The 26934-nt window shown below is 59.0% G+C and carries 23 protein-coding genes, 1 tRNA gene and 2 pseudogenes; 8 read left to right on the top strand and 18 right to left on the bottom strand.

The genetic code is table 11. The features are described from left to right. From AF71_RS28565 to metG, 4 genes are all read right to left on the bottom strand, one after another. Positions 1 to 206, bottom strand: a 206-nt coding sequence (locus tag AF71_RS28565) for a helix-turn-helix domain-containing protein (RefSeq protein WP_246733854.1), incomplete at its 3' end; no start/stop codon positions are given. Between the two features lie 364 nt (positions 207 to 570). Then, positions 571 to 1401, bottom strand: a complete 831-nt coding sequence (locus tag AF71_RS28560; protein ID WP_169684036.1) for an MBL fold metallo-hydrolase — start codon at positions 1399 to 1401, stop codon at positions 571 to 573. Between the two features lie 4 nt (positions 1402 to 1405). Beyond that, positions 1406 to 2188, bottom strand: a complete 783-nt coding sequence (locus tag AF71_RS28555; RefSeq protein WP_113472155.1) for a TatD family hydrolase — start codon at positions 2186 to 2188, stop codon at positions 1406 to 1408. A 7-nt stretch (positions 2189 to 2195) separates the two neighbouring features. Continuing rightward, positions 2196 to 3746 (bottom strand): methionine--tRNA ligase, encoded by a 1551-nt coding sequence (gene metG, locus AF71_RS28550; RefSeq protein WP_026371503.1) that lies wholly within the window; start codon positions 3744 to 3746, stop codon positions 2196 to 2198. A 236-nt stretch (positions 3747 to 3982) separates the two neighbouring features. Between metG and AF71_RS28545 the strand changes: the two genes are divergently transcribed. Further along, positions 3983 to 4783, top strand: coding sequence for a sulfite exporter TauE/SafE family protein (locus AF71_RS28545; protein ID WP_018855060.1), 801 nt, complete (start codon positions 3983 to 3985; stop codon positions 4781 to 4783). Here AF71_RS28545 and AF71_RS28540 read toward each other — a convergent pair whose 3' ends face one another. The 4 genes from AF71_RS28540 to AF71_RS28525 all read right to left on the bottom strand — a co-directional run bounded on the left by AF71_RS28540 (position 4784) and on the right by AF71_RS28525 (position 8965). Beyond that, the gene (locus AF71_RS28540) at positions 4784 to 5806 is read right to left on the bottom strand and encodes a DNA polymerase III subunit delta' (RefSeq protein ID WP_169684035.1); all 1023 of its coding nucleotides are present in this window, start codon (positions 5804 to 5806) and stop codon (positions 4784 to 4786) included. Beyond that, complete coding sequence (tmk, locus tag AF71_RS28535) at positions 5796 to 6482, bottom strand: dTMP kinase (protein WP_026371504.1); 687 nt, start codon at positions 6480 to 6482, stop codon at positions 5796 to 5798. Before tmk ends, AF71_RS28540 begins: the two co-directional genes overlap by 11 nt. 115 nt (positions 6483 to 6597) lie before the next feature. Continuing rightward, a complete protein-coding gene (locus AF71_RS28530) occupies positions 6598 to 7794 on the bottom strand; it encodes a D-alanyl-D-alanine carboxypeptidase family protein (RefSeq protein WP_169684033.1) in 1197 nt (398 codons plus the stop codon). Between the two features lie 70 nt (positions 7795 to 7864). Beyond that, positions 7865 to 8965, bottom strand: coding sequence for a septal ring lytic transglycosylase RlpA family protein (locus tag AF71_RS28525; protein ID WP_169684032.1), 1101 nt, complete (start codon positions 8963 to 8965; stop codon positions 7865 to 7867). Between the two features lie 376 nt (positions 8966 to 9341). On the opposite strand from AF71_RS28525, the gene AF71_RS28520 reads away from it, so the two are divergent. Continuing rightward, a tRNA-Ser gene (locus AF71_RS28520) sits at positions 9342 to 9431 on the top strand. Positions 9432 to 9635: 204 nt separating this feature from the next. Then, a complete protein-coding gene (locus AF71_RS28515; RefSeq protein ID WP_246733851.1) occupies positions 9636 to 10265 on the top strand; it encodes a DUF4157 domain-containing protein in 630 nt (209 codons plus the stop codon). A 181-nt stretch (positions 10266 to 10446) separates the two neighbouring features. On the opposite strand, the gene AF71_RS28510 is transcribed toward AF71_RS28515, so the two are convergent. After that, positions 10447 to 11976: a cation:proton antiporter gene (locus AF71_RS28510; protein WP_169684029.1), complete on the bottom strand. Its 1530-nt coding sequence runs from the start codon at positions 11974 to 11976 to the stop codon at positions 10447 to 10449. Between the two features lie 103 nt (positions 11977 to 12079). On the opposite strand from AF71_RS28510, the gene AF71_RS28505 reads away from it, so the two are divergent. Continuing rightward, positions 12080 to 13297, top strand: a complete 1218-nt coding sequence (locus tag AF71_RS28505) for an NAD(P)/FAD-dependent oxidoreductase (protein WP_018855068.1) — start codon at positions 12080 to 12082, stop codon at positions 13295 to 13297. Positions 13298 to 13335: 38 nt separating this feature from the next. Here AF71_RS28505 and AF71_RS28500 read toward each other — a convergent pair whose 3' ends face one another. The 8 genes and pseudogenes from AF71_RS28500 to AF71_RS28470 all read right to left on the bottom strand — a co-directional run bounded on the left by AF71_RS28500 (position 13336) and on the right by AF71_RS28470 (position 19866). After that, positions 13336 to 14835: a L,D-transpeptidase family protein gene (locus AF71_RS28500; RefSeq protein WP_169684027.1), complete on the bottom strand. Its 1500-nt coding sequence runs from the start codon at positions 14833 to 14835 to the stop codon at positions 13336 to 13338. Between the two features lie 178 nt (positions 14836 to 15013). Further along, on the bottom strand, positions 15014 to 15310 hold the full coding sequence (locus tag AF71_RS28495) for a hypothetical protein (protein WP_169684026.1): 297 nt from the start codon (positions 15308 to 15310) through the stop codon (positions 15014 to 15016). Beyond that, positions 15310 to 16909 (bottom strand): annotated as a pseudogene (locus AF71_RS28490) (IS66 family transposase). The gene AF71_RS28495 and the pseudogene AF71_RS28490 overlap by 1 nt, the downstream one beginning before the upstream one ends. Positions 16910 to 16972: 63 nt before the next feature. Continuing rightward, complete coding sequence (gene tnpB / locus AF71_RS28485; protein ID WP_113113709.1) at positions 16973 to 17320, bottom strand: IS66 family insertion sequence element accessory protein TnpB; 348 nt, start codon at positions 17318 to 17320, stop codon at positions 16973 to 16975. Beyond that, a complete protein-coding gene (locus AF71_RS28480; RefSeq protein WP_112645087.1) occupies positions 17317 to 17685 on the bottom strand; it encodes a transposase in 369 nt (122 codons plus the stop codon). The genes tnpB and AF71_RS28480 overlap by 4 nt, the downstream gene beginning before the upstream one ends. Positions 17686 to 18098: 413 nt before the next feature. Continuing rightward, positions 18099 to 18605 (bottom strand): hypothetical protein, encoded by a 507-nt coding sequence (locus AF71_RS31960; protein WP_018855071.1) that lies wholly within the window; start codon positions 18603 to 18605, stop codon positions 18099 to 18101. 257 nt (positions 18606 to 18862) lie between these two features. Next, positions 18863 to 18994: pseudogene (locus tag AF71_RS28475) on the bottom strand (hydrolase); the annotation flags it as partial. Between the two features lie 164 nt (positions 18995 to 19158). Then, a complete protein-coding gene (locus AF71_RS28470; protein ID WP_018855073.1) occupies positions 19159 to 19866 on the bottom strand; it encodes a type 1 glutamine amidotransferase domain-containing protein in 708 nt (235 codons plus the stop codon). A 388-nt stretch (positions 19867 to 20254) separates the two neighbouring features. Here AF71_RS28470 and AF71_RS28465 point away from each other — a divergent pair, with 388 nt between their 5' ends. From AF71_RS28465 to AF71_RS28455, 3 genes are all read left to right on the top strand, one after another. Beyond that, complete coding sequence (locus AF71_RS28465; protein ID WP_169684024.1) at positions 20255 to 21553, top strand: epoxide hydrolase; 1299 nt, start codon at positions 20255 to 20257, stop codon at positions 21551 to 21553. 62 nt (positions 21554 to 21615) lie between these two features. After that, entirely contained in the window at positions 21616 to 22161 is a 546-nt protein-coding gene (locus tag AF71_RS28460; RefSeq protein ID WP_169684022.1) for a hypothetical protein, read from the top strand. A gap of 18 nt (positions 22162 to 22179) precedes the next feature. Then, positions 22180 to 22827: an isochorismatase family cysteine hydrolase gene (locus tag AF71_RS28455; protein WP_169684040.1), complete on the top strand. Its 648-nt coding sequence runs from the start codon at positions 22180 to 22182 to the stop codon at positions 22825 to 22827. Positions 22828 to 22914: 87 nt separating this feature from the next. Here AF71_RS28455 and AF71_RS28450 read toward each other — a convergent pair whose 3' ends face one another. Next, positions 22915 to 25743 (bottom strand): winged helix-turn-helix domain-containing protein, encoded by a 2829-nt coding sequence (locus AF71_RS28450; protein ID WP_169684021.1) that lies wholly within the window; start codon positions 25741 to 25743, stop codon positions 22915 to 22917. A 253-nt stretch (positions 25744 to 25996) separates the two neighbouring features. On the opposite strand from AF71_RS28450, the gene AF71_RS28445 reads away from it, so the two are divergent. After that, the gene (locus tag AF71_RS28445; RefSeq protein WP_025658973.1) at positions 25997 to 26647 is read left to right on the top strand and encodes a LuxR C-terminal-related transcriptional regulator; all 651 of its coding nucleotides are present in this window, start codon (positions 25997 to 25999) and stop codon (positions 26645 to 26647) included. Positions 26648 to 26934: the final 287 nt, after the last annotated feature.

Here is a 26934-nt window from a genome sequence, read left to right as displayed (position 1 = left end):
TTCCGCAGATCCTCGCGACGAAAGAGCTTGCCGATCCGCCGGCGCCTGTCGCGCGCCATGTCGTTGGCGGTCATCGCCCAGTAGCCCTCGGCATCGGGGAATTCCTGATCGTGCCAGTAGTTGCGTTTGATCTCCCGGGAGATGGTCGCACGGTCCCGGCCGAGGCGTCTGGCGATCTCAGACTGGCTAAACTTCTGATCCAACATCCTGGAAATCGATCGGCGTTCGTCAAAACTCAAATGGGAAAAGGTACGGATCAAACTATGGCCCCCGAAAAGCAGGCAGCTTACGCCTTTGTTGCAGTTCGAGATAGAATGTACCCCTCTTACAGCCATTGATCGGATAAGATAGATTATGGAACCATTGCGTATCTAGATCTGCGAAGGAGCTCATAACTATCAGCCGTACGCCAACATCGCCAAATCGCTTTTTCTTTCGGCGCTTATCGCTGGATGCTGATGTGCCGATTAAATCACTTCGCGCTTTCAGCGCCAGCGAAACAACAAAAACCGCGACACCTCAACAACAGGCAAACTGCGATCATTACGCCGCGCGACATCATGCAGGTCGTCAGCCGCTTTCCAGTTCGACCAGTTCGATATCGAAGCTCATCTGATCATAAGCCGGAACCACATGATCGGGCGTTTCGGCCATGACCGTGTCATAGTCGAGCGGCGTATGCATATGGGTCAGGATCGCCCGTTTCGGCTTCAGGCGCTTAATCCAGTCGAGCGATTGCTCGAGCGACAGATGGCTCGGATGATAGCGATATTGCAAGGCATCGATGATGAGGACGTCGAGCTCTTGAAGTTTTTCGACAGTTTCAGGCGGAAAGTCACTGATATCACTGCAATAAGCGACGTCGCCAACGCGAATGCCAAGCGAGTATATGTCGCCATGCTGCTGCAGGTGCGGTCGGATCGAGATCGTTCCGCCCCCGCCGCTGATCCGCACCGGGACGTCGAGGCTTCCGATGACCTTTGCTTCGACGATCGGCGGATAGTTGCTGCCGGGCGGCGTTTCAAGGCAGTAGCCGAACCCTTGTCGAATGCGGTCCATCGTCTCACGCGTGGCGTGAATCGGAACCCGCTGCTGCGCGCCATAGAAATAGCCACGCAGATCGTCGAGGCCATGGATGTGGTCGGCATGGGCATGAGTATAGAGGACGGCGTCGATGTGAGTGACGCGGGCCGCGATCATCTGCTCGCGAAAATCCGGCCCGGTATCGATGACAACGGTCGTGACGCCGCCGTTGTCATCATATTGCTGGACCATGAACGCCGCGCGGGTGCGGCGATTCTTCGGATTGGTCGGGTCGCAGGCACCCCAATCGCCAGTGATGCGTGGAACGCCGGGCGACGACGAACAGCCGAGAATGGTGAAACGCCGCCTGTAGCCCACGCTGTCAGATCCTCGGCATCTTTGAGAAAATGCGGAATGCGTTTTCGGTGGTGATCCGCGCCATCTCGGCATGGCTGAGGCCGAGCGTCTCGGCCAGAACCTCGGCCGTGTTCACGACATAGGACGGTTCGTTGCGCTTGCCGCGCCAGCGCTTTGGCGCAAGGTAGGGCGCGTCGGTCTCGACAAGAAGCCGATCCTGCGGCACCGTTTTGGCGATATCACGAAGTTCCTCCGACTTCGGGAAGGTCAGGATACCGGAGAAGGACACGTAGCCGCCCAGGTCGACGCCGATCCTTGCGAGTTCAGCGCCAGACGAGAAGCAATGGAGGATAAAGGGAAACGCCCCCTTCCCCATTTCCTCTGTCAGGATCGCAGCCATGTCTCCGTCGGCGCTGCGGCTATGGATTACGAGCGGCAGCTGCGTCTCGCGCGAAGCGTCAATGTGGCGCCGCAGCCCGGTCTGCTGGTCCTCCGGCTTTTGCGTATCGTAGAAATAGTCAAGGCCGGCCTCGCCGATCGCGACAATCTTCTCGTGGGCATTGGCCAGACGCACGAGATCTTCCGTCTGGATATCGAGCTCATCGCCCGCATTATTCGGATGCGTGCCGACGGAACAGAAAACAGACGGATATTTCTCGGTGATGGCCAGCAGCGCGTCCAGCTTGCGCACCCGCGTCGAGATCGTCACCATCTGCTTGACACCCGCGTCGTGGGCGCGCTTGACGATCTCGTCCCGCTGCTCCTCGAAGTCGGCGAAATCCAGATGGCAATGCGTATCGATCAGCATGAGGTCCTCACGCTTCCGGCGCGACGTAGCGCGGGAACACTGGCTTCGGCGCTTCGAGCGCCGTGCCTGCGATGAGGCGGCCGGCTTCGCCGAGCGCCGCGAAGTCGCGCTTGTCGGCAGGAGCCGCAACCAGATCAAGCAGCTTGCCGGCCGATTCAGGCACGAAAGGCTGCAACAGGATGGCAATCTGGCGGACGACCTCGGCCGTGACGTAGAGCACGGTGCCCATGCGTGCCGGATCGGTCTTCTTCAGCGCCCAGGGCTCCTGGCCGGCGAAGTAGCGGTCGGTCTCGGAAACGACAGCGATGATCGACGCGAGCGCGCGATGGATCAGCTGCTTGTTCATGTCGTCACGCGTCGACGCGAGCAGCGCGTCGGCCTGCGCCAGCATGGTCTTGTCCTCGTCCGTCAGCGGACCGCATTCCGGGACCTTGCCGTCGCAGTTCTTGACGATCATCGACAGCGAGCGGCTGGCAAGGTTTCCGATGCCGTTGGCAAGGTCGGAGTTGATGCGCGTGCCGATCGCCTCTTCGCTGTAGCTGCCGTCCTGACCGAAGGAGACTTCGCGGAGGAAGAAATAGCGCACCTGGTCGAGGCCGAAATGGTTCACCAGATTGACGGGATCGACGACGTTGCCGAGCGACTTCGACATCTTCTCGCCCTTGTTGAGCAGGAAGCCGTGCGCGAAGACGCGCTTGGGAAGCGGCAGCTTGGCGGACATCAGGAAGGCCGGCCAGTAGACCGCGTGGAAGCGGATGATGTCCTTGCCGATGATATGAACGTCCGCCGGCCAGTACTTGGCGCGGGGACCGTTGCGATCCTCGATGTACCCGGTCGCCGTAATGTAGTTGGTCAGGGCATCGACCCAGACATACATGACGTGATCAGGGTCGTTCGGCACCTTGATGCCCCAATCGAAGGTCGTGCGTGAAATCGAGAGATCCTTCAGTCCCGACTTGACGAAGGAGATGACCTCGTTGCGCCGCTCGGCAGGCCCGATGAAGTCAGGGTTGGCTTCGTAGTGCGCGAGCAGCTTGTCCTGATATTCGGAAAGCTTGAAGAAGTAGCTGGCCTCTTCTACCCATTCGACAGGCGTGCCTTGCGGTCCGTAGCGCACGCCATCGGCGCGCAGCTCCGTCTCGCTTCCCTGATAGTAGGCTTCGTCGCGAACCGAGTACCAGCCGGCATAAGAATCCTTGTAGATGTCGCCATTGTCAGCCATCAGGTTCCAGATGTTCTGCGACGTCTCGTGGTGACGCTCCTGCGTCGTGCGAATGAAGTCGTCGTTCGAGGCGTTGAGGAGCTGCCCCATCGACTGGAACGCACTGGAATTGCGATCTGCAAGCTCCTGGGCCGACATACCCTCGGCTCGGGCCGTCTGCTGCATCTTCTGGCCGTGCTCGTCGGTACCCGTCAGGAAGAAGACATCCTTGCCGTCGAGGCGCTGGTAGCGCGCCATTGCGTCCGTCGCAATCAGCTCGTAGGCATGGCCGATGTGCGGCTTGCCGTTCGGGTATGAAATCGCGGTGGTGATGTAAAACGGTGTCTTCTCTGTCATGGCGGCCATTCGTGTCCGGCTTACTCTATAAAATTTGTCAGCCGCTCTTAGCGCAAGTCATGGCGAAGCGAAACAGCAAGTTTCGAAAGCAGGCGATTTGCCGTTCGCCGGCGTGCTGCACTTGACTCGATTCTGGGCGCATTCTACCCAAAGAAAATTCAAAGGGCGGGCATCAGCGACGTGACATATTCAGCACTCGGCAGCACCATTCACGCGCAGGGCTCGAGGTCTCCTATTTGACCGACCTTTTCAGCTTCAATCCCCTCTATTCCCTCTCCGGGCTTCTTGTCGGCGCCTTGGTCGGCATTACGGGTGTCGGTGGCGGGTCGCTGATGACGCCGTTGCTGGTACTTCTCTTCGGGGTTCATCCAGCGACAGCCGTCGGAACCGATCTGCTCTACGCAGCTGTGACCAAGACAGCCGGAACAGCAGTTCACGGCATGCATGGCAGGGTGAATTGGCGCATTGTAGGCTGCCTGGCTGCCGGAAGCGTCCCGGCCGCCCTGCTGACGCTCTGGCTGATGGCGGGAGTCGATCGTAGGAGCGTCGAGGTCGCCCACACGATTACAATGGCCCTTGGTTGGTTGCTTGTCATGACCGCGTTTATGCTGGTCTTTCGCAAGCAAGTCCTCGCGCTCGCGCTTCGCTCGATTGGAGAGCGCTCTCCGCCCAAGCCGCTCACGATCGCCATCTGGACAATGGTCCTCGGGCTGGTGCTAGGCACCCTCGTGACGCTGACGTCGGTGGGCGCAGGGGCGCTCGGCGTGACGGTACTGCTGGTCCTCTACCCGCGCCTCGATGTTCGCGAAATTGTTGGCTCCGATATCGTTCACGCCGTCCCGCTGACACTGATCGGCGGGATGGGCTACTGGGTGATAGGCGAGATCAACTGGGGAATGCTGTTTGCCCTGCTGGTCGGCTCGATCCCCGGGATTATCGCGGGCAGCCTGATCGCACCTAAGCTCCACGAACGGACAATCCGCATCGTGCTGGCGCTGACGCTTGCCGTCGTCGCATGGAAGCTGCTGGCAACCTGATCAGGGGCCGGGCTGCTTGATATCTCCAAGGATGCTGAGGATCGTCTGCTTGCGATCCAGATTGTAGGCATCCGAAACGGTCAGCCGCTCGCCAATGTCTGAATGCAGGCGGGCCAGCCTCTCCGCGGCAGCCACCTGCCCTGCCATCGCCGCAGCCCGTGCCTTCTGCATCAAGTCCTCGCCGACGTGGCCGGTGAAAAATTCAAAGATTGTGTCACTGTCCTTCCCGGAAAGCGCATCCGCCAGCCGATGCATAGCCCTGCGGGCAGATGCCCCCTGCGCACCCAATACATCGTTGTAAGCAGCGATGATATCGCTGCCGCCGTAGTTCACCAGCTTCAGCGCCTCGCCTACGCTGCCATTTGCCGCCGCAAGCAAGTCGCGGTTGGCCTCGATACCGAGATGGGCGAGCGCCGCACCGAGAGCACTGTCGTCAAGCGGCGCGAGCTTCAGCGGCAGGCAGCGCGAACGAATGGTTGGAAGCAGCTTGCCGGGCGCATGGGAGATAAGCAGGAACAGTGCGCGTTTCGGCGGCTCCTCGAGGATTTTCAGGATCGCATTCGCGGCATTGCGGTTCATGTCATCGGCAGGATCGATGATGACAATGCGCCAATTGCCGGTGCCCGACGTCTGCGAGAAGAAGCGCCCTGCCCGCCTGACCTCATCGACCGTGATTGCGGATTTCATCTTCCCCGTCTTTTCATCGACGGGCCGCGCCAGGTGCAGCAGGTTATGCGAGGCGCCCGAGGCGATCTGGCGGCTGACAGGAGAGGCCGGATCCGGATCCTCCAACCGATCCGGCGCGCTGGCCGGATCCGGATGCGTCAGGACATGATTGGCGAAGCGGAAGGCAAGCGTTGCCTTGCCGACGCCCGGCGGTCCCTCGATCAGGATCGCATGGTGGCCCTTGCCCGACCGATACGACTGCGCGAGGAAGGCCTCGGCGTCATCATGGCCGAATAGCTTCATGTTTTCGGCTGGCCAGATGGCACCGTCAAGCAATCCCGGTCGTTCATCGTTCATGAGTTGCTTCCGCTAACTTGGTCGCTGTCGCATGCGGCAGTTGCCGCCAGACGGTCTCCAGAACCTCGGCGGCAATGACCTCTTCGGACCGCGTCGCATCGATGACGTGGCAACGGTCAGGCTCCCGGGCGGCGATATCGAGAAACGCTTCTCGGCGCTTCTCGTGGGTTTCGAGCTCCTCCTTCTCGAAACGGTCCGGGGCGACGTCGCCAGCAGCGCCTCGCCTCCGGGCGCGCTCGAGACCCGCCAGCGCCGGCAGATCGAAGACAAGCGTGCAGTCGGGAACGATACCATTGACCGCGACGCGCTGCAGCGCCTCGATGAATTCCGACTCAAGATTCCCGGTCACGCCTTGATAGACCCGCGACGAATCCATGAAGCGATCGCAAAGGACCACCTTGCCGGTCATCAAAGCCGGCCGGATGACTTCCTCGACGTGATCATTGCGTGCCGCTGCGAAGAGGATTGCCTCCATGCGGGTTCCAAAGGCTTCGGCAGCACCCGACAGAAGCACGTGACGCACAGCCTCGGCGCCCGGAGAACCGCCCGGCTCCCGTGTCAAAAGCACGTCATGACCGCGGGCACGGAGAGACTCAGCAAGGCGGCGGATCTGCGTCGACTTGCCCGCGCCCTCCCCGCCTTCAAACGTTACAAACAACCCAGTACCGGATGGCAATGACTAATTCCTGCATTACGGCGGTCACCCGCACCACTGCCGTACATTTAACGGAAGGCAGCGAAAAGCGAAACCGCTCGACGGTAACTCTCACCCTGAATAGCGAATTCGGCGATCAGGTGGGTTCGGGCTTATCCCACAGCCAGGAGAACAACAGCGTCTCGCCGAGTTCCATCAGCGCGTCGACGGCACGGCTGCTCAAAGAGCCAACCTCCACGGTCTCCTTCGTATAAAGGGGTACCTCACGCAACAGGCGACCGCCCGCGAAGATGCGCAGCGTCCCTATTTCATGGCCGGCCTCCACGGGAGCCATCAACGGCCAATGGTAGACGATGCGCGCCGACAGTCGCTCGGGATTGCTGATCGGTACATAGACACTCACGGGCGTCTTTGCGACGAGATCAACGCTTCGCGAGGTTCCACCGTAGACGCTTGCTTCGCCGATCACCTCGGCGTCGGCGAAAATCTGACGGCTTTCGAAGGCGGTCAGCCCCCATTCGAGCACGCGCTTGGCCTCTTCGGTGCGCTCCTTGTCGGAGGCAATGCCGCCCAGGGCCATGAAGAGCCGCCGGCCATCGCGTTCGGCGGAGGCGACGATGGAATAGCCCTCTCCCTCGGCAAAGCCGGTCGCCAGGCCATCAACACCCATGCCGAAACCAAGCAAAGGATTGCGGTTGCGCTGGAAAATCCTGTTCCACTCGAAATCAGGCTGCGCAAAATAGGAATAGAGGTTCGGATAGGACATTTGCAGTTCCGCCGCCAACGTCACCATGTCGAGCGCCGTCGTCCTGCTTTTGCCGTCAGGCAGCCCGGTCGAATTCCCGAAGATGGACCGCTCCATACCGAGCGTTTTAGCACGCCGCGTCATGGCAGCCGCAAAGGCCGGCTCACTGCCGCTCATGCCTTCAGCGAGAACGATGCAGCTGTCGTTGGCGCCCTGAATGGCAATGCCTTTGATCAGATCCTCGACGCGGACGTTCGACTTGAGCGCGGCAAACATCGTTGCCGTGCGCGACGGCGCCCCCCCAGTTCGCCAGGCGTATTCCGAAACCGGATACTGCGTGTCGAGGGTGATCTGGTTCTTCGAAAGGGCGTCGAAGACGAGATCCACCGTCATCAGCTTCGCGAGTGACGCCGGCGAGAAGGTCTGATTCTCGTTCTTGGCAAGAAGCACGGTCCGGGTAGATGCCTCGACCATGTAGGCTTGGGCCGCCTTGGTCACGAATGAAGCGTTGGCATCACCGCTCGCGGCAGCGGCAACCGTTGCGAAAGGCAGAAGGCAAACACAGAGGCCAACGAAACGCTTGAACACCGAAAAACCCCACAGCTCGGTCGAGCTCGACGATGCTAACAACGGACCTGGACCGACGCAATGGCCGCCGTTACTCGCCGCGCGCGGCGGCTGTCTTTTGACGCTTGACGGATGCCAGGATCGAGTCCTGCGTGAGGCCGTCGTTGCGAACCATCACGGCGTCGAAAGCGAGTTCGACGGTAACAGTTTTGGCGCCCTCTTCCTGATACCCCATTGCGAGAGAGCGCTGCCCTCCATAGGGGCGTTCATATGGGAAAGGACCAAATTCCGGGAGGACGATCATCTGAGCGGCCGCCGGCTCCGCCAGCGGCGCGACGCCGCCAAAAGACGGTGACGGCATCGGCGTCGGGACAGGCGCAGCATTGTAGCGCGCGCTCGGAGTCGAGCCGGCATAGGACGTCGCCGAGACCGGCACAGGAACATTCTCCGGCTCGGGCGCGAAACCGCCGAAGCTCTGGAGCTGGTCTGCGGTTATGCGCTTGCTGTTGGAGGCGACCATGACACCGGTGGCAATCTGCCCGCCACCCGGGTTGATGCCCGGAATGCGGCTGCCCTTCGGCACATAGGAGGCCATCAGATAAGGCATATCATGCCCATCCATCCGGGCACGCCCCACATACTGGACGCGGACGTTTCCGGTACCACTGTGCTGCAGGTCAAGCATATCCGCCGTCTTATTGGACAGGTCGATAATGCGCCCTTCGTGATACGGACCACGATCGTTGACACGCACGATAATGGACGCGCCGTTTTCCGTATTCGTCACGCGTGCATAGCTCGGCAGCGGAAACGTTGGATGCGCGGCGGAAAGGTGCATCTGGTCATAGACTTCGCCGTTCGCCGTCAAACGGCCATGAAAGGCCGAGCCGTACCACGACGCAACACCAACCTTGTTGTAGGAGAAATCTTCCTTCGGGTAGTACCACCTCCCCTTCACCACGTAGGGGTCCCCGACCATATAGCGGCCGCCGCCCTTCGGGATGTTGTTGCCGGTGGCAACACGGGGGCTGGCCTTGACGCCGTATTCCTTCTCCGAGAAATACTCCTTGCCGTGAGTGCGCTTTGTGGGCGTAGGCGAGGAACCGCAAGCCGTAACCGTTGCGCAGATCAGCGACAGCCCTACCCATCGCATTCCCGTTGCGAATGACGCCGCCCCGTACTCTCGTTTCATATGTCCCACGCCGCTCAAGACCGTTATGGTTAAGAAATCTGCCCGATCCGGGCAAGACACCCCTAATCCCACCAACCTAACGAGACTTTAATCATGCGGCCTTCATGGCAAATTTGCGAAGCATTTCGCCAAGATAGGGACAATTCTAATTAATATGGTTAATAATTCACTAATTTAAGATTCTGAATAACGCAGTCGGTTCAGCCCGGCTGGGCGTTTCAGCAACGGGGAGCTTCTCCCCTCCGCGGCCCTTCGGGTACCGTACAGAACCAGTTGACGCTGCCGCCGAACGGCTTTAAACGCTGCATAGCCTGAGCTGATGGCGTCAGGCAACCGCAGGTGCGCGGGTTTCGAGCCCGCTTCAAATCAACTGCATGGAAGAGTGTCCGAGTGGTTTAAGGAACCGGTCTTGAAAACCGGCGTGCGGGAGACCGTACCGTGGGTTCGAATCCCACCTCTTCCGCCAAGTTTTTTATTCATAACACTGATATCAGACGAGTTTCATCGATAGCTCGTTCTCGCTTGCTATCTTAGATTGCGCCATGCTGGGAATGAGAGGAGAAACCCATACGGGTGACCGAGGCTCGGCGATCCATAGGAGAATTCAACGCAGTAGCCGCGGATGATCCACAGGACTATCATGTCTTACCGATGAGAAGAAATTACTGCGATGAACCGACGCCGCGCGACTATCTGGGTCCTGTCTGTCATCGTTGCCGTTAGTCTGATGCTCGACGGATCATCCGCCGTTGCTCATTATCAGGCTGACCGCAGGGACAATAGCTTCGTCATCATCGCAAATGAAAGTGTGGTCGACGCTCTCAACGAGCTTCAGGCACATGCTCTGAGCGGCCCGATACTCGCGAGCGTAATCACTGCGAGCCGCGATGAGGCCATCCACAAGGCTTTGCCGATACCTGCACACATTCGCCGTCAGTTGACCGGCTATGCCAGCGAAGACTCAATGAATCGCGTCAGATACAAAATCAATAACGACAGCTCCTTCAGCCTTGCCTACTTGCTGGAGCATGGCGGTTTTGCAGATGCAGTTACCCTAATCGATGTCGTTGTGTTCAGAGACCCGCGTGTAGCCGCGAGTCCCTGTGCGTGGGCCCATGAGTTGACGCATGTCGACCAATTCCGGGAATGGGGGGTGGAGGGTTTTGCCGTCCGATATGCGCGGGATTGGCGGACGGTCGAAAGTCAAGCTTATGCCAAAGGTGACGGCTACGACCGTTGGAAGCATCAACAGAAAGAATTCCCCAGCCTTGATGTCGATCACAAATGCAGCCTGAAATGATCGGAGTCGAGCGCCAGGCAAACGCTGCCCAAGGAGCGAGGCGCTTGGGCTAGCCAGACAAACATTCCACTGATGATCCAACCTCGACCCTCCTGAGAACTCTCTGAATTTCGAGGATCTTGTCCTTCATCAGGACCAGGAAATGGAGTTCATCCAGGCGCGAGCCGCTCTTGGTGCGCACCTAACTCTCGGTAATTCGCCGCTCCTCGTCCAAAGCCACGGCAAGCTGCTTCCAGTCGAGATCCTCCTGCAGTTCAAGATACTGGCTAGGACCGACACGATCCGCGTCGCGCAGTTCGTCGAGGCGTTTGCGTTGCGCCAGTACAGCGGCAAGGGCCAGATCACGACGGCGTGCTGGCAAAGACCCAGGGCCACTCTCGCAGATTTCTCGATAGGCTAGTCTGATGGCCTCGACCTCCGGGCCCTTCTCGCCTTCAAGGCGGCCAAGGGCAGCCTGGGCAAGAGACTTGCGTGCCATGTGGATTTCCTGCCTCGACTTGTCCTCCCTCCCGAGCTTCAGGAGGCGGATCATGGGCGCGAGAGTTGCGCCCTGGATGACCAGTGTTGCGAGCACGACCGAGAAGGCCGTCAAAACCACGAGGTCTCGTTCGGGGAAGTCCGCGGGCAACACGAACGCGGTGGCAAGGGTAACCAGTCCGCGCATACCCGACCACCCAACCAGCAGCGTTTCACCATGTTCAAAGGGTGCGAGTTCATGACCGCGCCGATGCCGATAGCCAACAACCGCGTGAAAAAAGAATGCAATCGCCAAGCGCGACGCAATAACGCCTACGACGACGATCGCAGCGAACCCGATCGCCCTCTCCAGCTCGGCCGCCGACATGGCGCCAACAATGCGGCGGGCCTGCAGTCCCATCAGCAGAAAGGCAACCACGTTCAACAAGAAGACCACGGTCGTCCAGACGGCAAACGAGTGGACCCGCATGCGCGGAGGATCGTCGACCTTGGCAAGGGTAGCGAGTGTCATCGCACTTGCCACTGTTGCCAGCACGGCAGAGAGGTGCAGACGCTCGGCAATCAGCCACGTCGCGAATGCATAGACGAACTGAAGCAGCGTGCCGCCAACCGTATTGTCGGTGACGGGACGAAGTCGTGAAACCAGAAACCCGAAGGCAATTCCGAACAAAACTCCGCCCGGCGCCGCAAAAGCCATCCGCGCTACGGTTTCAGTATCGAACCCACCCCTCGCCTGGATGGTCAAAGCCGCGCTGAACAGCAGCAGCGCCGTAGCATCGTTGAACAGGCTTTCGCCTTTGAGAAGTGCGTCGACCCGGCGGTCGACCGGCAGATTGGACAGGACCGCGGTGGCCGCAGCTGCATCCGGCGGTGCGACGATCGCACCGAGAGTCACTGCCACCGCGATGGGCAACCCGACGGTAAGTGCACTGATCGACACCACGACTCCAACCGTGAACAGCACTGCCACAACCGCGTAGACGAACAGCGGCACCAGCATGCGCCGCGCCGCGCCGAGCGGGAAGTCGTAGGCGGAATCGACAAGTACGGGGGCGATGAACAATGCAAGGGCGGTTGGAGGGTCGATGGGTATATCTGGCGCACCCGGCAACACTGCGACGGCAACGCCGGCTGCGGCGAGGATGCCGGGATACGGCAGCCGCATTCGTCTGGTTACCTGCAATAGCAGGATTGCGACAGCAAGCAGTGCAACGAGTGTTTCGAAGAATGTCATGCCCCGAATAGTAGCAGTCTTTAGCGCGCGTTGAAGAGGGATCGATTCCCTTGTAGAACCAGTCAAAGACGAGCGACGAGCGCCTCAAGGCGGAGCGGCGACCATGGATTACGACGTAGCGATTGTCGGTGCCGGCGCTGCTGGAATTGCGGCGGCACGGACCCTGTCCAGCGCCGGCTCCTCGGTCATCCTCCTGGAAGCGAGTGACCGCATCGGCGGTCGCGCCTGGACAATTGAGATCAGCGGAATGCCGCTCGACATGGGTTGTGGTTGGCTTCATTCGGCCGAACGCAATCCACTCGTCGAGATGGCTCGTGCTGCCGGGCTTACCATCGAAAGCGGCCCGACGGCATGGCGACGGCAGTGGCGCGATTTGGGCTTCACGCCGGAAGATCAGAAGGCGGCGGAAGCAGCGTGGGACGCATTCCAAACCCGCATTCGCAGCGATCGCCAACCAAGCGACCGTGCTTCCGATGCGCTGCCGGCAAACGCGGAATGGAATGCCTATTGCGACGCGACAAGCGGATACATGAATGGGACACCGCTCGAGCGGCTGTCGATCAAAGACTTCCTTGCATACGACAATGCCGCATCAGATGCCAATTGGCGGGTTCACGAAGGCTACGGCACTCTGATTTCTTCGAGCATTCCTGATGTTGCATTGCGACCCTCGACACCTGTGCGCCGTATCGCGCTGTCCGATCGTGGAGTCCAGCTGGAGACCGACCGCGGTGCGATCAGCGCCCAGAAGGCTGTGATTACGTCGTCGACCAACGTCCTTGCCAACGGTATGATCGCGTTCGATGCGGCAGTTGACGATCATCTTCACGCATCAAGCCAATTGCCGCTTGGCCTGGCAGACAAGCTATTCCTCGAACTGCACGGGAACCATGGCCTCGAGCCCGAGACCCATCTTCTCGGCGATCCCCGCAACGCCGAAACTGGCAGCTACTATATCCGTCCGCTTGGCCGACCGATTATCGAGGGCTTCTTCGGAGGCGCAGGTGCCCTGGTCATTGAGCGTGCGGGGCTGCTGGATGCGTTCGCTTTCGCGATTGAACAGTTGTCGTCCCTGCTGGGTAGCGGCATACGACGGCATCTGCGGCCACTGGCCGCGACTTCGTGGTGTCGTACCGATTGGATACGCGGTTCCTACAGTCATGCGCTCCCAAATCACTCCGATGCCCGCAACATATTGGCGCGCCCAGTCGATGATCGACTGTTCTTTGCGGGCGAGGCCACCCACATCTCGGATTTCTCAACGGCGCATGGTGCCTGGGAAAGTGGTATCCGGGCAGCCAACGAAGTCTTGCGCGGCTGACTTGAAGATGTCGTAGACGCCCTGCGTTGTTTGGGCGCTCAGGATTGATTGCGGCTTGAGGTCGTCATCGATATCGCGGCGAGCGTCTCTGCATCACGACCGTAAATGTCATCGAAATAGTGCACGACGCCGTCTGCAGTTGGCCATGCTGTAAAGTATGAGACATATACCGGAACTTCTTCCGGTGCCGGCATCTCCTTCTTTTCCCCATCGGCTATCTGTTGTGCAACAAATTCAACGGATGTTTTCAGAACCGCAGCCGCCATTGCGCGTGGGTTTTCCAACCGTACGCATCCGTGACTGAACATTCGATCCTGCGCGGCGAACTTTCCGCGCGCCGGAGTATCGTGCATGTATATGTCGTGAGGGTTCGGGAACAGTATCTTTAGCTGTCCGAGTGCATTGTCCGGCCCCGGCGGCTGAACAACGGAGATGTTCTCGAGAGGCTGGGCCCAATCGACCTTCGCGGAGGACATCGGCTTTCCATTTACAGAAACCTTGTAACCTTCCCTGTCGAGATATGCGGGGTCGCGCTTCAGATGCGGTAGCATCTCGTTGCGAATGATCGATTGCGGCACGCCCCAGTCGGGATTGAACTGAACAGTCTTGATCGAAGCATCGAAGAAGTTCGTCTGATGATCCTGTTGCCCGATTACGGCCTTCATCGAAAGTGCCAACTGACCCTGCTCATAGTAATACGCCATGTAAGCTGGTTGATTGATGAAGACATAGCGATCAGGAAACTCCTGAGGCAGCCAACGGATTTCCTCCATCGCAACAATGACCTTATCAATGTTGGCGGCGCTATCGCCTCCCTGACCCGACGATCGCAGCCAATGAAGTTCCGCTGCAAGCTGGGCGAACTTCGGATTGCTCGGCATAAGCCGGTCGACGACCGGCATCAGATCCGGATGGGCAGACAATTGGTCGATGGCCGCCTTCAGATCAACTTGCTTCCGCTTGAAGTCATAGTAGTTGGAGAGCTGGTTGGGATCGATCCGCCCGCGGTAGTTATCCTGCAGAAACATCAACAACTCGCCGGACAGCGACGCTTCAAATAGGGCCAAAGACTTCGCGTATTCGGGCGAGCCCCGCGGAACCGTCTCAAACGTCGTGGCGACCGCATAGTCACTGGTGCTCAGGCCCCAATCATCCGCCTGCTTCAACAGGTTCATCGCCTGCACTGCCTTGGCGGTGGGACCTCTGCCATCGACCCAGATAAGTTTTGCTTTCGGATTGCCGTAATAGGCCTCAACTGCGTCCGCTATATCGTTGTTCATCACGATCGAGACGCCGCCCATCTCGCGCAGTACCCTTGATTGATTACCTCCCACAGTCTCAAACAGTGTCGAGAACGAACTGGCTCCCTGCCGAGAAATATGGACAGCCCGGCGCACAGGAACCGCGTAGGCATTTTTCGGGCTGGCCTGCTCGGCAAGCGCCGGCTGCGGCTCGGCCCTAACCTTGCCTTCCAACGCGGCAAACAGAACTAGACCGGCGAGCGCACCCGCGAAGAGTGTCAGTGTTCTCAGGGCCATCGGGTGTCCTCGAAACATTAAAGCAAGATCCGTGCGCTGCTACCGTTATGTTCTATGAGCCAGACTACAGCGCCGACAATCGGGCGGAAGATGGGCGGTATGGACCTCGGCATGCTGCCCCTTGTCTTCCTGCTTCTGAGAAGGGCCGACATGCAACAGCGTCGTAACCGGCCGATTGCTACCGCGGAGATTTTGCCTTGACGCGAGCGATGAGTTCTTCGTCGTCGACAAAGCTGTCGAGGAATTCGTTCCAGGCTTCGGGCGAACGGCGCGCAGCTGAGAGCATCTGGTTAAGCTCATCGATGCCATCGTCGGTCAGTGCGGTAATTGCCTCATCGTCACCGGTTACGACGCTGATGATATTTCCATAGGTCAGATTGTCGGAGTTTCTGACGATCACCTGAAGGAGTTGCAGGTCTTCGCCAAGCATTTCGGCGACATGGTTGATTGTGAAGACGTAGGTGATCGTTGCCATCAGGCAGCCTCGGCGCAGACGGTGACGACCGGTGTCCAGTTCCAGGGAAGCAGTTCGTCGAGCCGATTGATCTTGTGATCGTGGATGCGGTCGAGGAGATCGGCCAGATAGGCCTGCGGATCTAGGCCATTCATCTTGGCCGTTTCGATGATCGTCATGGCACGCGCCAGGGTCTCTGCTCCCGTGTCAGCGCCTGCGAAGAGCCAATTGCAGGGCTCGCTCAGCGGCATTGTTGTCGATGGCGACACGACCGTCGTCCAAGAATAGGCAGAACGAGGACCACCTGCTCAGGCCATATCGGAAAGCTTGAGCCAAATCGCTCTTGCCCGGAACACGGGACAATTGCGCCTCGGCCCAGACACGCAATGCTTCTACCTTTGGCTTGCTAAGCTTCTGACGCGCGGCAAGGCGGACATCGGCCGGCTGACCGGCAATGTCGCGTTCGATGTCGTAAAGCGCGCCGATACGGTCGAGAGCTTCGCGCGTGATCTCGGATTTGCTCGAGGTCCAGATATCATGAAAGTCACGTCGCCAATGCGCCCAGCAGGCCGCCTCACGGAAGCGCCGTTTTCCGTCCGTATTGGGTTCGTATAGTTTTCCGTAGCCTTTGTAGCCGTCTGCCTGAAGGATGCCACTTGCCTGCTTGAGGTGACGGTGGACGTGCTCTTCCTTCCAGTCGGGAGCAAAATAGTAGACCGCACCAGGCGGGGCTGCGCCCGCCCATGGACGCTGATCTCGAACATACGTCCAGATCCTGCCCTTCTTCACGCCTTTGCCTAACCCCTTGTCTCGTAGCGAGCGATCCAGCACCCGGACCGGGGTATCGTCGGCATGGAGGAGATCACTACCCATGATCGCGGCCTCAATCCGCTCGATCAGCAGCTGAAGCACTTGCATGGCACGACCACACCAATCGACCAGTGTGCTATCGGGGATATCGGCGCCCATGCGAGCAAAAATCTCGTTCAGGCGATACAATGGCAGATGGTCATCGAACTTCGAGACCAGGATGTAAGCCAGAAGACCGGCGCCCGCCATGCTGCCCGGTATCGGGCGGCTGGGTGCCGGCAACTGCACCATCTTCTCGCAGCAACGGCAGGACTTCTTCAATCGAGCGACCTCGATGACCTTCATCTGCGCGGCGATCATGTCGAGGATTTCGCTTACGTCTTCGCCAACGAGGCGCAGTTCACCACCGCAATCGGGGCAGCAGGTGCCAGGATCGAGTTCTCTACGCTCACGAACCGCCGTTTCCGATACCCGCGGACGACGGCGCATAATCCTTTCGGGCGTGCTTGCCACAGGTGCGGCAGGCACGGCCTCATCTCCCTCAGCGAGCGGCTTGGTGCTGCTCTCGGCCGCGGCGATTAAAAGATCTTCCAGCGCCAATTCCAGCTGCTGGATTTCTCGTTCGATCTTTTCCGAGGACTTGCCGAAGACCTGTTTCTTCAGCTTGGCGATGCGCAGCCGCAGTGACTGGATCAACTGGTCATGCACCTGCAACGTCGCCGACATCTTCGTATTTTCCGCCAGCAAGGCGGCGATCATTGCCTTCAGGAAGGCCGGATCATCGGGAAGATTTTGGGTCGCGCTCGACATGAACCTGACTACCACAGGTCAGGGCGAGTATCCATAAAAACAAGCAGATTCAGTGAGATAAATTCAACCGACACGCGCCGGCGGGGCGCCCCAGTTCGGACGTCGCCAATCGATCCCTTCCCAAAGCATGGCCATTTGCGCCGCTGTCAGCCGGGCTGTTCCATCTGCCGCTGAAGGCCATGGAAACCGCCCCTTCTGCAAAATTTTGTAGTACAGGCAGAAGCCCTGGCCATCAAAATAAAGAAGCTTCAAACGGTCGCCACGTCTGCCGCGAAAGGCAAAGACCGCGCCGCCTGTCGGCTTCTGGCGCAATACATCCTGCGCAAGCGCAGACAGGCCCTCTATTCCTTTGCGCATGTCCGTGATCCCGCAGGCCAGGTACACCCGCACGCCGGTCCCTGGTCCGATCATGCCGCCTCAACCGCCCGGATGAGCCTTGCCAGGACGGTGGCATCGACGCCACTGTCGAAGCGAAGGCAGCGACCGAAGTTCAACTGCAGCTCGATCATCCCAGGCGGGTCTTGACGGTCTCCGCAGACCTCGGTCTGCACGGCGTTCATGTCCACCGGGACAAACACCGCATTCGCGGAAGACGGCAACCGTCCCTGCTTCTTCAGCTCACTACGCCAGGTGTAAATCTGCTGCCGCGTCACATCGTGTCGCTGCGCAACCTCCGTAACCGTCGCTCCGTCGATCCCAACCGACAGGACAATCTCGAGCTTCTGTTCGTCGCGCCACCGGCGCCGACGTTCCTGCCCAAGAATCTCGACACGCATCACATACCTCACCCAAGACACGTCGCTAACGACGTCGTTAAACACGTGTCTTAGGCCATTGCGGCCCTATCCGGCAGGCGGTGCCAATCGGGTGCTTACACAGCGTCAGCACCTGCTTCCTGACGCCGAAGACACCGGGTCGCGCGAGCATTCTGGTAATCCCACCCTATTTCCTCAAGGGCGAGTGTACTGACATCGTGGCACCGCTGGCGCCATGGGCGCGGCGCGCTCGCATTGTTCATGCAGTTCTGGCAGCCGAGGCGGATACGGCGAGAAGATGGCGCTCCCCCGATATCAGCGAAATGGTGGTTGCTGACTAACGGAGGTCATGTCCTCTCGCCGCCGCAGTGCCGAAAGGCCAGCCAGCTTTCGGTAAGGTCGCAGCCACGTCCTCGGCGCAGGATCGGGCGCGTTCATAGGGCTCGGCTATCATAAGCCCACTGAAGTAGTGCCTGTCGCTGCCGAGGACGGCAGAACCAGTCGTGGGGCTCGCAGTGGCGCCGTAGCTGCGATGCATGTCGCTTCATAGACTTCCAACGCCCAATCTGGCGTTCATCCTCGCCGGGTAACCTGCGGCCTAGGAAATAGCGGCAGTACCATTGAAACCACCCGCGGGGATCGTCCGGATATATCCAGCCTTTGGCTCGCCAGACGCTAAGTGGTTGGCTGGCACCCACTCCGAAAAAATTCAAACTCGGATCATACCAGGATGAAATCTTGGCCGCGGCGAACCATTCTTTGGGGAATTCGTCCGCGCAATCGGTCATGTATTTGCCCCCGAATACACCTAGCCTTAGCATCTCCGCAGGTGTCAGTTCCGGTGCAAAGCCCTGGTGGAAGTCTTGGCCCGTGGGCGCGGTCAGAGGATATCGATAACCCTGCTGCATCCGATCTTTCACTTCAACCCACGAAATGACCATCGGTGATCTCCCTACTCGCATACATCATCGACTGATCTTCATAATGGGACAGGCGAGTGATTCCTGCTACTTTAACTGAAACATTTCGATGTGGGCTTGCTCGTATCGAGGTTGAGGCGCGGCTGAGACCAGCCACAACATTTCGCGGATATCGCCGTTAGATATCGATTTGCGCCACCAGAACTGCCTGCCTGCATTAAAGTTCCCTCGCTCAACGTCGAGGTTCAAAGACGGAGAACTTGCTTCGGACAATCATAAGCCATGGTGGTCAGACTGGTGGAAACGCCGAAACCCTTGGCTCCATGGGCGACGAGATCTGCGTTGTTCCGAAGATTGACGGCATCGATGCTCTTCGTCGCAAAAGCCATCTGCGACTGATAGTCGATCATGATCAGCGTGTAATCCTTCGGCGTGAGGAACTGAGGCCTGGCAGCCGTAGCGGAGCTAATGAATTTGCCGGCTGGCGACGCCGAGGCAAGGCGCAGGGCTGCGAGCGGTCACAACGGCTGGAATTGCGACCGCAGATTTGTCGTTACGCAGTTCGCATGGCCAGTTACGCAGCCGTGGAACTTGTCTGCTCCGTTGCGCCTTTCAGAAGCTTGACGAGGGCCTGCGCACCTGAGGTGGACGAGGCAGGGTTCTGGCCGGTGATGAGCCGACCGTCGGTGATGGCAAAGGGTTGCCAGTTGTCTTTCTTCTCGAAAAGTCCGCCGAGCCGTTTCAGTTCATCCTCAACAAGGAATGGCACGACGTTGGTCAGTTGAACCTCCTCCTCCTCGGTGTTGGTGAACCCTGTGACGCGCTTTCCCTTGACGATCGGCTCCCCCTTGTAGGTCACGCGATGCAAGACGCCAGGCGCGTGGCACACCGCCGCGACAGGCTTTCCGGCGTTATAGAAGGATTCGATCAAGGTGATTGAGTCCGGATCCTCGGCAAGATCCCACATCGGCCCGTGGCCGCCAGGATAGAAGACCGCGTCGAAATCGTCCGACCGCATATCCTTCAGCTTTTTCGTCGTCGCGAACACCTGCTGCGCGTCCGGATCTTTCTTGAAGCGAGCCATCGCGGCGGTCTGGTTTTCGGGCAGATCGCTCTTCGGGTCGACTGGCGGTTGACCGCCCTTCGGCGAGGCGAGCGTCAGATCGATGCCGGCGTCGCGAAAGACGTAATATGGTGCTGCGCCTTCCTCGAGCCAGAAGCCCGTCTTGCGGCCGGTGCTTCCGAGTATGTCATGCGATGTGAAAACCATCAGGATCTTCATCTGTCGGCTCCTTCCTTTGCCGTTACGCAGCGAAACCGGCTGCATTAGGAAAGTATGCCGACGATTGCCAGGAAGCGCACTTGCACGTTGGTATTGGCAACACCTTGGTATTGGGTAACACCGTGCGCTGAAAACCCTCGTTCGCGCAGTACCTGAAGCGAAGCCAGACGACGGTAACCGCGATCCACTAGCCAATGGCCAAACCGGAGCGACGATGTTCTCAGGTTGGCTGCATCGATCGGAACCATAGCGGACAGAGCTGAATACGAACATCCAAACGTGCTCTCGATTCCACTATACGAAGGTGTCGCCGATACCTTAGTTCAATGGCTGCATTTCCTCTTTGGTGACTTGTTACTCGCCAGCAAACTAACTCCAGGAGGCTCTCATGTCCCATAACCAACCGGCGGTTTCGCGCCGTACACTTCTCGCAGTGGCAGCATCAATCAGTGCATTGGGCGTGCTTCCTGAAGCGTTTGCCGCGAGTGGCGATCCAAACGCGATCAAACCATTTCGATTCTCGGCTAAGGATGCGGAGCTATCCGATCTTGCCCGGCGGGTCGCGGCGACCAGGTGGCCTGACCGGGAAACGGTCGAGGATCACTCGCAGGGCGTCCAGCTCGCTACCATCAGGAAGCTCGCCGACCACTGGGCCAAGCACTACGACTGGCGCAAAATCGAAACGAAACTGAACTCCTACCCGCAGTTCACCACGAAGATCGAAGGGTTGGACTTTCACTTCATCCATGTGAAATCTAAGCACGCAAATGCCCTGCCGATCCTTGTCACCCATGGATGGCCCGGTTCCATCATCGAACAGCTAAAAATCATCGAGCCCCTGACCGATCCGACCGCGCACGGCGGCAGCGCCGACGACGCCTTCCACGTCGTCATCCCATCGCTTCCGGGTTACGGCTTCTCCGGCAAACCGACAGAGCCCGGATGGAGCCCTCCCCGCATTGCCAAGGCATGGGCTGTACTGATGCAGCGCCTCGGCTACCCAAAATACGTCGCGCAGGGCGGCGACTGGGGCAACGCCGTTACCGAGCTGATGGCTGTGCAAGAGCCTCCGGGATTGCTCGGCATCCATACCAACATGGCAGCAACCGTTCCCGCCGACATATCCAAGGCGCTGTCAGCCGGCACGCCGCCTGCCAACCTCACGCCTGATGAAAAGCGCGCGTGGGACCAGCTCGACGATTTCTACAAGAATGGTCTTGGCTACGCCATCGAGATGAACAACCGCCCGCAGACGCTTTACGGCATCGTCGACTCACCGATCGGTCTTGCCTCATGGATGCTTGACCATGACATCCGCAGCTATGACATGATCGCTCGCGTCTTCGACGGCAAAACGGAAGGCCTGACGAAGGACGATATCCTCGACAATATCACGCTCTACTGGCTGACCAATACGGCGATCTCTTCCGCCCGCCTGTACTGGGATAACGCGCACTTCCCTTCGGGTGGTTTCTTCGATCCGCGCGGCATCAAGATATCGGTCGCGGTCAGTGCCTTCCCGGACGAGATTTACCAGGCTCCCCAGAGCTGGGCCGAGAAGGCATACCCGAAGCTCATCTTCTACAACCGGCCTCCCAAGGGCGGCCATTTCGCAGCCTGGGAGCAGCCGATGCTTCTCACGGCCGATCTGCGCGCCGCCTTCAAGCCGCTCCGCAAATCGATGTGACGGCGTCTGCGGCGTTCCCTGGTGCCGCAAAATTCCCACCCATTGGATGAAGGAGAAAGACAATGTCAGACAAGCAGATCGTCGATTCCAGCTTCACGGCCATCATCAACGCGTCGATCGAGAAGATCGACATCCCGACGTGGTGCTTCACGCTGCCCGAAAAGGAATACCAGGGCTGTTCGCCCGCCCATATCGCTGCTGGCTTCACTACCGCTCCAGACGGTACGCGCATGTCGATCAACGTCGAAACGATCGGCGGCAGCCTGATGGTGCAGCACTACGTCGAAACGCTCGGCGAAAAGGATCATCTGATCCTTGATTCCGACTCTGATGTGTTCACGCCGACGGGCCGGGTAGCCATTCACGTGACCTGGGAACTAAGCGTCAAGGCAATCGACAAATATCACTGCGAATTTACCAACCGGGTTCAGTCCTTCGCGACCCCGGACATGCTCGCCTCTCTCGACCGGCAGGGCATTCCTTTCGAGATCTTCCGCACGCAGCGCCAGCCGATGTCGATCGCCCATAACAAGGGCGAGACGCCACTGTTCGCAGCCAGCATCGAGCGCCACGCGCTTCGCAGCCAACAGCCGTCGAAAGCAGCCTGAAGCCCAAAGGAGCCGATAATTATGCATCTGTCCTACGAGCGCGGCATCACCGGTCTTCTGGTGGTCGACCCGTACAACGACTTCATCTCTGAAGGCGGCAAGATCTGGCCACGCATCAAGGAAGTCGCCGAAGCCAACAATTGCGTGCCGCACATGGAGCAAATCCTCAGTACGGCACGACAGGTCAAGATTCCCGTCTTCTTTGCCATGCACCACAGGTACCGCGAAGGCGACTACAAGAACTGGAAGTACATTGCGCCTATTCAAAAGCTTGCGTGGAGCCGTAGGAGTTTTGAATACGGGACCTGGGGCGGAGAGTTCAAGGCCGAGTTTGTACCCGCGTCCCGCGAGATTGTCGCCTCGGAGCATTGGTGCTCCAGCGGCTTTGCCAACACCGATCTCGATCTGCAGCTCAAGAGGCAGGGCATTCACAAACTCATTGTCATCGGGCTGATCGCACACACCTGCATCGAGGCGACCGTGCGTTTCGCGGCAGAGCTTGGATACGACGTGACAGTCGTGAAGGACGCCGTCGCCGACTACTCCGACGAGATGATGCACGCGGCGCTGGTGATCAATATGCCGAACTATGCGAGCGCGATCGTAACCACTGAGCAGATTGTCGATGCGCTGAAAACCACGGAGCCCGTGGCCCCTGCCACCTGAGACAACCAGTCATAGCGCCTGCCCACAGACGCCGGCGCTGCTCGTCGGTCGTGCGGGACCGAAAACGACGTCCGTCACATGGCAGCTTCACACAGCCGATGCCTCGATCAATGCCTTTGCCTCGAGAAGCCTCGGACTGCTGAAGCCCTCAGTGAATCGCCGATAGACAGGAAGCAGAACACTCGGAACGCTTGCCTGGCGGAACGCACCAAGGCTGACGCCCGCGTTCAATTCCCAATACAGTGCTCCCTGCTTCGCCGCTTCCGCCATCGCCTGTTGAAAGAGACCTTCGATCAGGGACGTCTCGCTTGAGCCTTGCGCCTTGAGCACTTCTGCTTTCCGCCTCAGGATTTCGGGCACCATCCAACGGTAGCCTTTCTCTTCCGAGAACAGCAACGCGTTGGCGACCTCGTTCAAAGCCTCGTTGAAACGCCCCATTGACTGTAGCGCAGCTGCGAACTCACAGAGGTAGAAAGGATAGAACAACAGGTAGGCCCCACTACGCAGTTCCACGAGGCCGGTTCGAAGAGCCTCGATACCCTCTGCCGGGCTACCCGTTCGATAGGCGAGACTGCCCTTGATGCACAAGCCGGCGGCATGGAAGGGTCGAAGACAGTGCTTGGATGCCTCCGCTAAAAGCTCCTCGCCCCATTCCTGCGCGCGGTCCAGATCGTTAAGCGTTAACGAAACGAAGGAAGCCGACCATGCGAGCGCGACGCAGAGGACGAAAGGCTGCCGTGTCTCTCGGGCCTCCTGTATGGCGACCTCTGCCGTAAGTGTTGCGGCGTCCAGTCGGCCACCTGCGATCAGGTTCACTGTGTTGTGAGCCAGAGAAGACGTTCGTACGTCCGCTTCCAATCGCAGCAAGTCTGTCCGGCGGTTCACCAGCGGATAGTGTGTGGCCGCCCATTCAAGCCTCTCGCCGGCTTCTTGATGGAGCGCCTGATAGGTCTGGGGAATGCCTACAAGCCATGAGGCCGTTGCGCGTCCGCGCACATCGTGTTCTTCAACTGCCCCCTCATATTCGCGCGCATAGGCTAGAGCGTCGCTCAATTCCGCCGAGCGGGCGGAGAAGAGCCACAGGGCGCAGGTTAGGCGCTGGCGATAGTCGTAATCGTTCAGATCCCTGGCAAGTGCCAGCGCGCCGGTGAGTACTTCCTTTCCGCGCTTGTTCATTCCCTGAGTGTAGATGAGCGCGTATCCCAGAGCACATCGCAAGACCATCTCGGTGCGCGAGCCGTTTTCTTCCCCGATGTTCTCCAGCGCGCGCTCAGCCCAGTCGCCAGCTTCGGAGACCAGCGATATTGCCGTCCAAAAGTCGCTTGACGCGGCAGCAAGCTTCGCGCCGAGCACGCCATCGCCGCTTTCCGAGAACGCCCATCTCAAGGCCGCACGCACGTTGTCGGTCTCCTTTCGGTAGCGACCGATATTGTCGAGCGCCGTCTGAAGGGAGCGCTCCTCCGAAAAAGGTTTAAACAGCTTGAGGAAGTATTTCGTAACTCGAGACATTGTTCGCCGAAACTCGTCCCGAGCTCCCAGCTTTTCCAGCGAGTAGACCCGCACAGTCTCAAGAAGGCGCCAGCGCGGAGCAGCGTCGAAACCGTCGAATGCGATCAAAGATTTTGAGACGAGATTTGATATCACGAGCGCCGTTTCCGCTTCCCCGTCGCCGCTGACCGCTACCGCCGCGTCCAGAGTAAAGCCGCCGGGAAAAGTCGCCAGGCTACAAAGCAATTCCCGTTCCGCGTCCGGCAGAAGTTGATAGCTCCAGTCCAGGGTAGCGCGGAGCGTCTGATGACGAGGCAGTGCCGTCCGGCGCCCGCCAGTGAGCAGCACGAAACGATCGTCGAGCCGGCCGGCGATCTGCTCTATTCCCAGCGTCGCAGCACGTGCCGCTGCAAATTCGATTGCCAGCGGTATGCCGTCGAGATGCCGACAAATCCCGGCAATGGCCAAGAGCTTCTCCGTGTCGTCCGCGAAATCCCGTTGCAGCGCTCGAGCGCGCGCCACGAAGAGTTGGATGGCGCTGTGCTCCAGAGCGCTGGTCGCCTCCTCCCTAGCTGGCACCTCCAAAGGTGGGACGCGATAAGCGAACTCTCCCTCGATCCTCAGCAATTCTCGACTTGTCGCAAGGACCGTCACATTTGGGCACGTGCGGACAAGTGCCTCGATCATCGCTGCCGCAGCATCGATGACGTGTTCGCAGTTGTCGACAACGAGCAGCATCGTTCGCCCACCAATGCAACGCGCGACGACCTGGGCCGAGATTTCGTCACCTTGAAGTTGCAGGTCGAGAGTTTGAGCCAAGGTTGTCGGAACTAGGTTGGGGTCCTGCAGCGAAACCAGCTCGATGAAGAAGGCGTCTCCTTCGACGCTGGGCAAAAGACTACGGGCGATTTCGGATGCAAGTACCGTCTTGCCGATCCCGCCAGGGCCTGTCAGCGTCACGACCCGATAAGCGGATGCGAGCGTAAGAAGCTCAGCCACGGCATTCTCACGACCGATAAGATCAGATATCGACGCCGGGATCTTGGAAACGTAACGGGCGTCGGCTGAATGAGTTTTCACCGACGGCGCCGTTCCGTTGAGCGATGGCGCGCCAGATTTCCAGTTGCCAAGAAGTCGGTATCCACGGCCGGAGATCGTCTTGAGCAGATTCCGGTCTTTTCCCAGAGCCTTTCGAATGGCCGATATGTGGACCTGGAGTGTATTCTCCTCTACGACGATCCCAGGCCATACGCGGCGCATCAGATCCTCCTTCGACACGGCGTCTCCACCGGCCACAACGAGGACCTCGAGGATGTCGAATGCGCGGCTTCCGATCGGAACGGGTGCGCCGAGAGCCCTGAGTTCCCGCTTTGCGAGATCCATCTCCCAGCCGCAGAATTCGAAAAGGCCCCGTTCGATCTGTCCCAAAGCGATCCGATCTCTCTTGCCAATGCCAAATAGTTCAGCGGCATCTGTAACCGCCGCGGCGATTCATGACGGCGGAGACGCCGCACCGGATACTTCAGGATATTTCAGATTCTCTCAACCCACTTAAGTCGCTTCACGGGCGGTATTGGCTTAGACAATAGCCATTCTTGTTGGCGAGCTTCGCGCTGTCGGCGCATTCTAAGCATAGATACCACTTCGACGTGAATTCATCTTTGAACCGGAGGAGAATGGCATGTACAATGGCGGTCTGCCTCAGACATTCCCAAGTAACAAGATATCGACGTCGGACGCGCCGTCCGTATCCGTCGTGAGCAACAATGATGAGATCGGCGAGATCCTGCCCGACGAGTTGCGGTCGTGCGGCTGGCGACCTGACATCTTCGGATCAGCAGTTGAATTTCTCTCCGCCCGACGCGTTTCGAGCTTCGGTTGCATCGTTCTCGATGCTGATCTGCCCGATCTGGATGTCCAGACTCTCACCCGGATCATCTGCTTTTATGCGATGCATTGCCCGGTCATTCTGCTAACGAGCCACGACCATCGCGGCATGACCATGACGGCATCTCGGTTCAACTTTACAATCATGTCGAAGCCGGTGAACACGGTTGCTCTCCTTGAAGAGATACAGGCCGCCATTGAATCAACCATCAAGGTCAATGAACTCGACCGGCGTTATCGGTCCCTCTCGGTGCGCGAGCGCCAGGTCATGCAGTTCGTGGTGGCTGGGCTACTCAACAAGCAGGTCGCCTATGAACTGAGCCTCAGCGAAATCACGATCAAGGCCCACCGCGGGCAGGTGATGAGGAAGATGCGTGCACGATCGTTGCCAGAGCTCGTAAACATGGCTGCCAAACTCGAACTTGGCGCTGCACCGCTACACTAAACACGGATCCAGCCGGGGCACCACTCTTTGCCGCCGGCTCCGACGGGACGCCGAGAACTGTCAGCGAAAGAGGTCGGAGGCGTCCTCGCCGATCCATTTTTCTCCGACTGCCTTCGACGGAGATCATTGGACCCGTGCTACCGCCCGAGACGTTTGTCCTTAGCCCTCGGATGCTTCCTATCAATCTCTCGGGTGATTGCCGAAATTGCCATCAGGTATATTCGGGCAATACCTAAGTTTACTTACCAGAATGGCCGTCACGGCTTAGGCTATGTTTTATCGCCTCC

It is taken from the genome of Rhizobium sp. 57MFTsu3.2 (assembly GCF_012932765.1).
In the GTDB taxonomy this organism is placed as follows: domain Bacteria; phylum Pseudomonadota; class Alphaproteobacteria; order Rhizobiales; family Rhizobiaceae; genus Rhizobium; species Rhizobium altiplani.
This window is presented reverse-complemented; position numbering and strand designations above follow the sequence as displayed.

Excerpts from the sequence above, each read along its gene's own strand:
- AF71_RS28555 (WP_113472155.1), bottom strand. The coding sequence starts at position 2,188 with ATGCTGATCGATACGCATTGCCATCTGGATTTCGCCGACTTCGAGGAG.
- metG (WP_026371503.1), bottom strand. The coding sequence starts at position 3,746 with ATGACAGAGAAGACACCGTTTTACATCACCACCGCGATTTCATACCCG.
- AF71_RS28540 (WP_169684035.1), bottom strand. The coding sequence starts at position 5,806 with ATGAACGATGAACGACCGGGATTGCTTGACGGTGCCATCTGGCCAGCC.
- AF71_RS28525 (WP_169684032.1), bottom strand. The coding sequence starts at position 8,965 with ATGAAACGAGAGTACGGGGCGGCGTCATTCGCAACGGGAATGCGATGG.
- AF71_RS28515 (WP_246733851.1), top strand. The coding sequence starts at position 9,636 with ATGAACCGACGCCGCGCGACTATCTGGGTCCTGTCTGTCATCGTTGCC.
- AF71_RS28510 (WP_169684029.1), bottom strand. The coding sequence starts at position 11,976 with ATGACATTCTTCGAAACACTCGTTGCACTGCTTGCTGTCGCAATCCTG.
- AF71_RS28505 (WP_018855068.1), top strand. The coding sequence starts at position 12,080 with ATGGATTACGACGTAGCGATTGTCGGTGCCGGCGCTGCTGGAATTGCG.
- AF71_RS28500 (WP_169684027.1), bottom strand. The coding sequence starts at position 14,835 with ATGGCCCTGAGAACACTGACACTCTTCGCGGGTGCGCTCGCCGGTCTA.
- AF71_RS28495 (WP_169684026.1), bottom strand. The coding sequence starts at position 15,310 with ATGGCAACGATCACCTACGTCTTCACAATCAACCATGTCGCCGAAATG.
- tnpB (WP_113113709.1), bottom strand. The coding sequence starts at position 17,320 with ATGATCGGACCAGGGACCGGCGTGCGGGTGTACCTGGCCTGCGGGATC.
- AF71_RS28480 (WP_112645087.1), bottom strand. The coding sequence starts at position 17,685 with ATGCGTGTCGAGATTCTTGGGCAGGAACGTCGGCGCCGGTGGCGCGAC.
- AF71_RS31960 (WP_018855071.1), bottom strand. The coding sequence starts at position 18,605 with ATGGTCATTTCGTGGGTTGAAGTGAAAGATCGGATGCAGCAGGGTTAT.
- AF71_RS28470 (WP_018855073.1), bottom strand. The coding sequence starts at position 19,866 with ATGAAGATCCTGATGGTTTTCACATCGCATGACATACTCGGAAGCACC.
- AF71_RS28465 (WP_169684024.1), top strand. The coding sequence starts at position 20,255 with ATGTCCCATAACCAACCGGCGGTTTCGCGCCGTACACTTCTCGCAGTG.
- AF71_RS28460 (WP_169684022.1), top strand. The coding sequence starts at position 21,616 with ATGTCAGACAAGCAGATCGTCGATTCCAGCTTCACGGCCATCATCAAC.
- AF71_RS28445 (WP_025658973.1), top strand. The coding sequence starts at position 25,997 with ATGTACAATGGCGGTCTGCCTCAGACATTCCCAAGTAACAAGATATCG.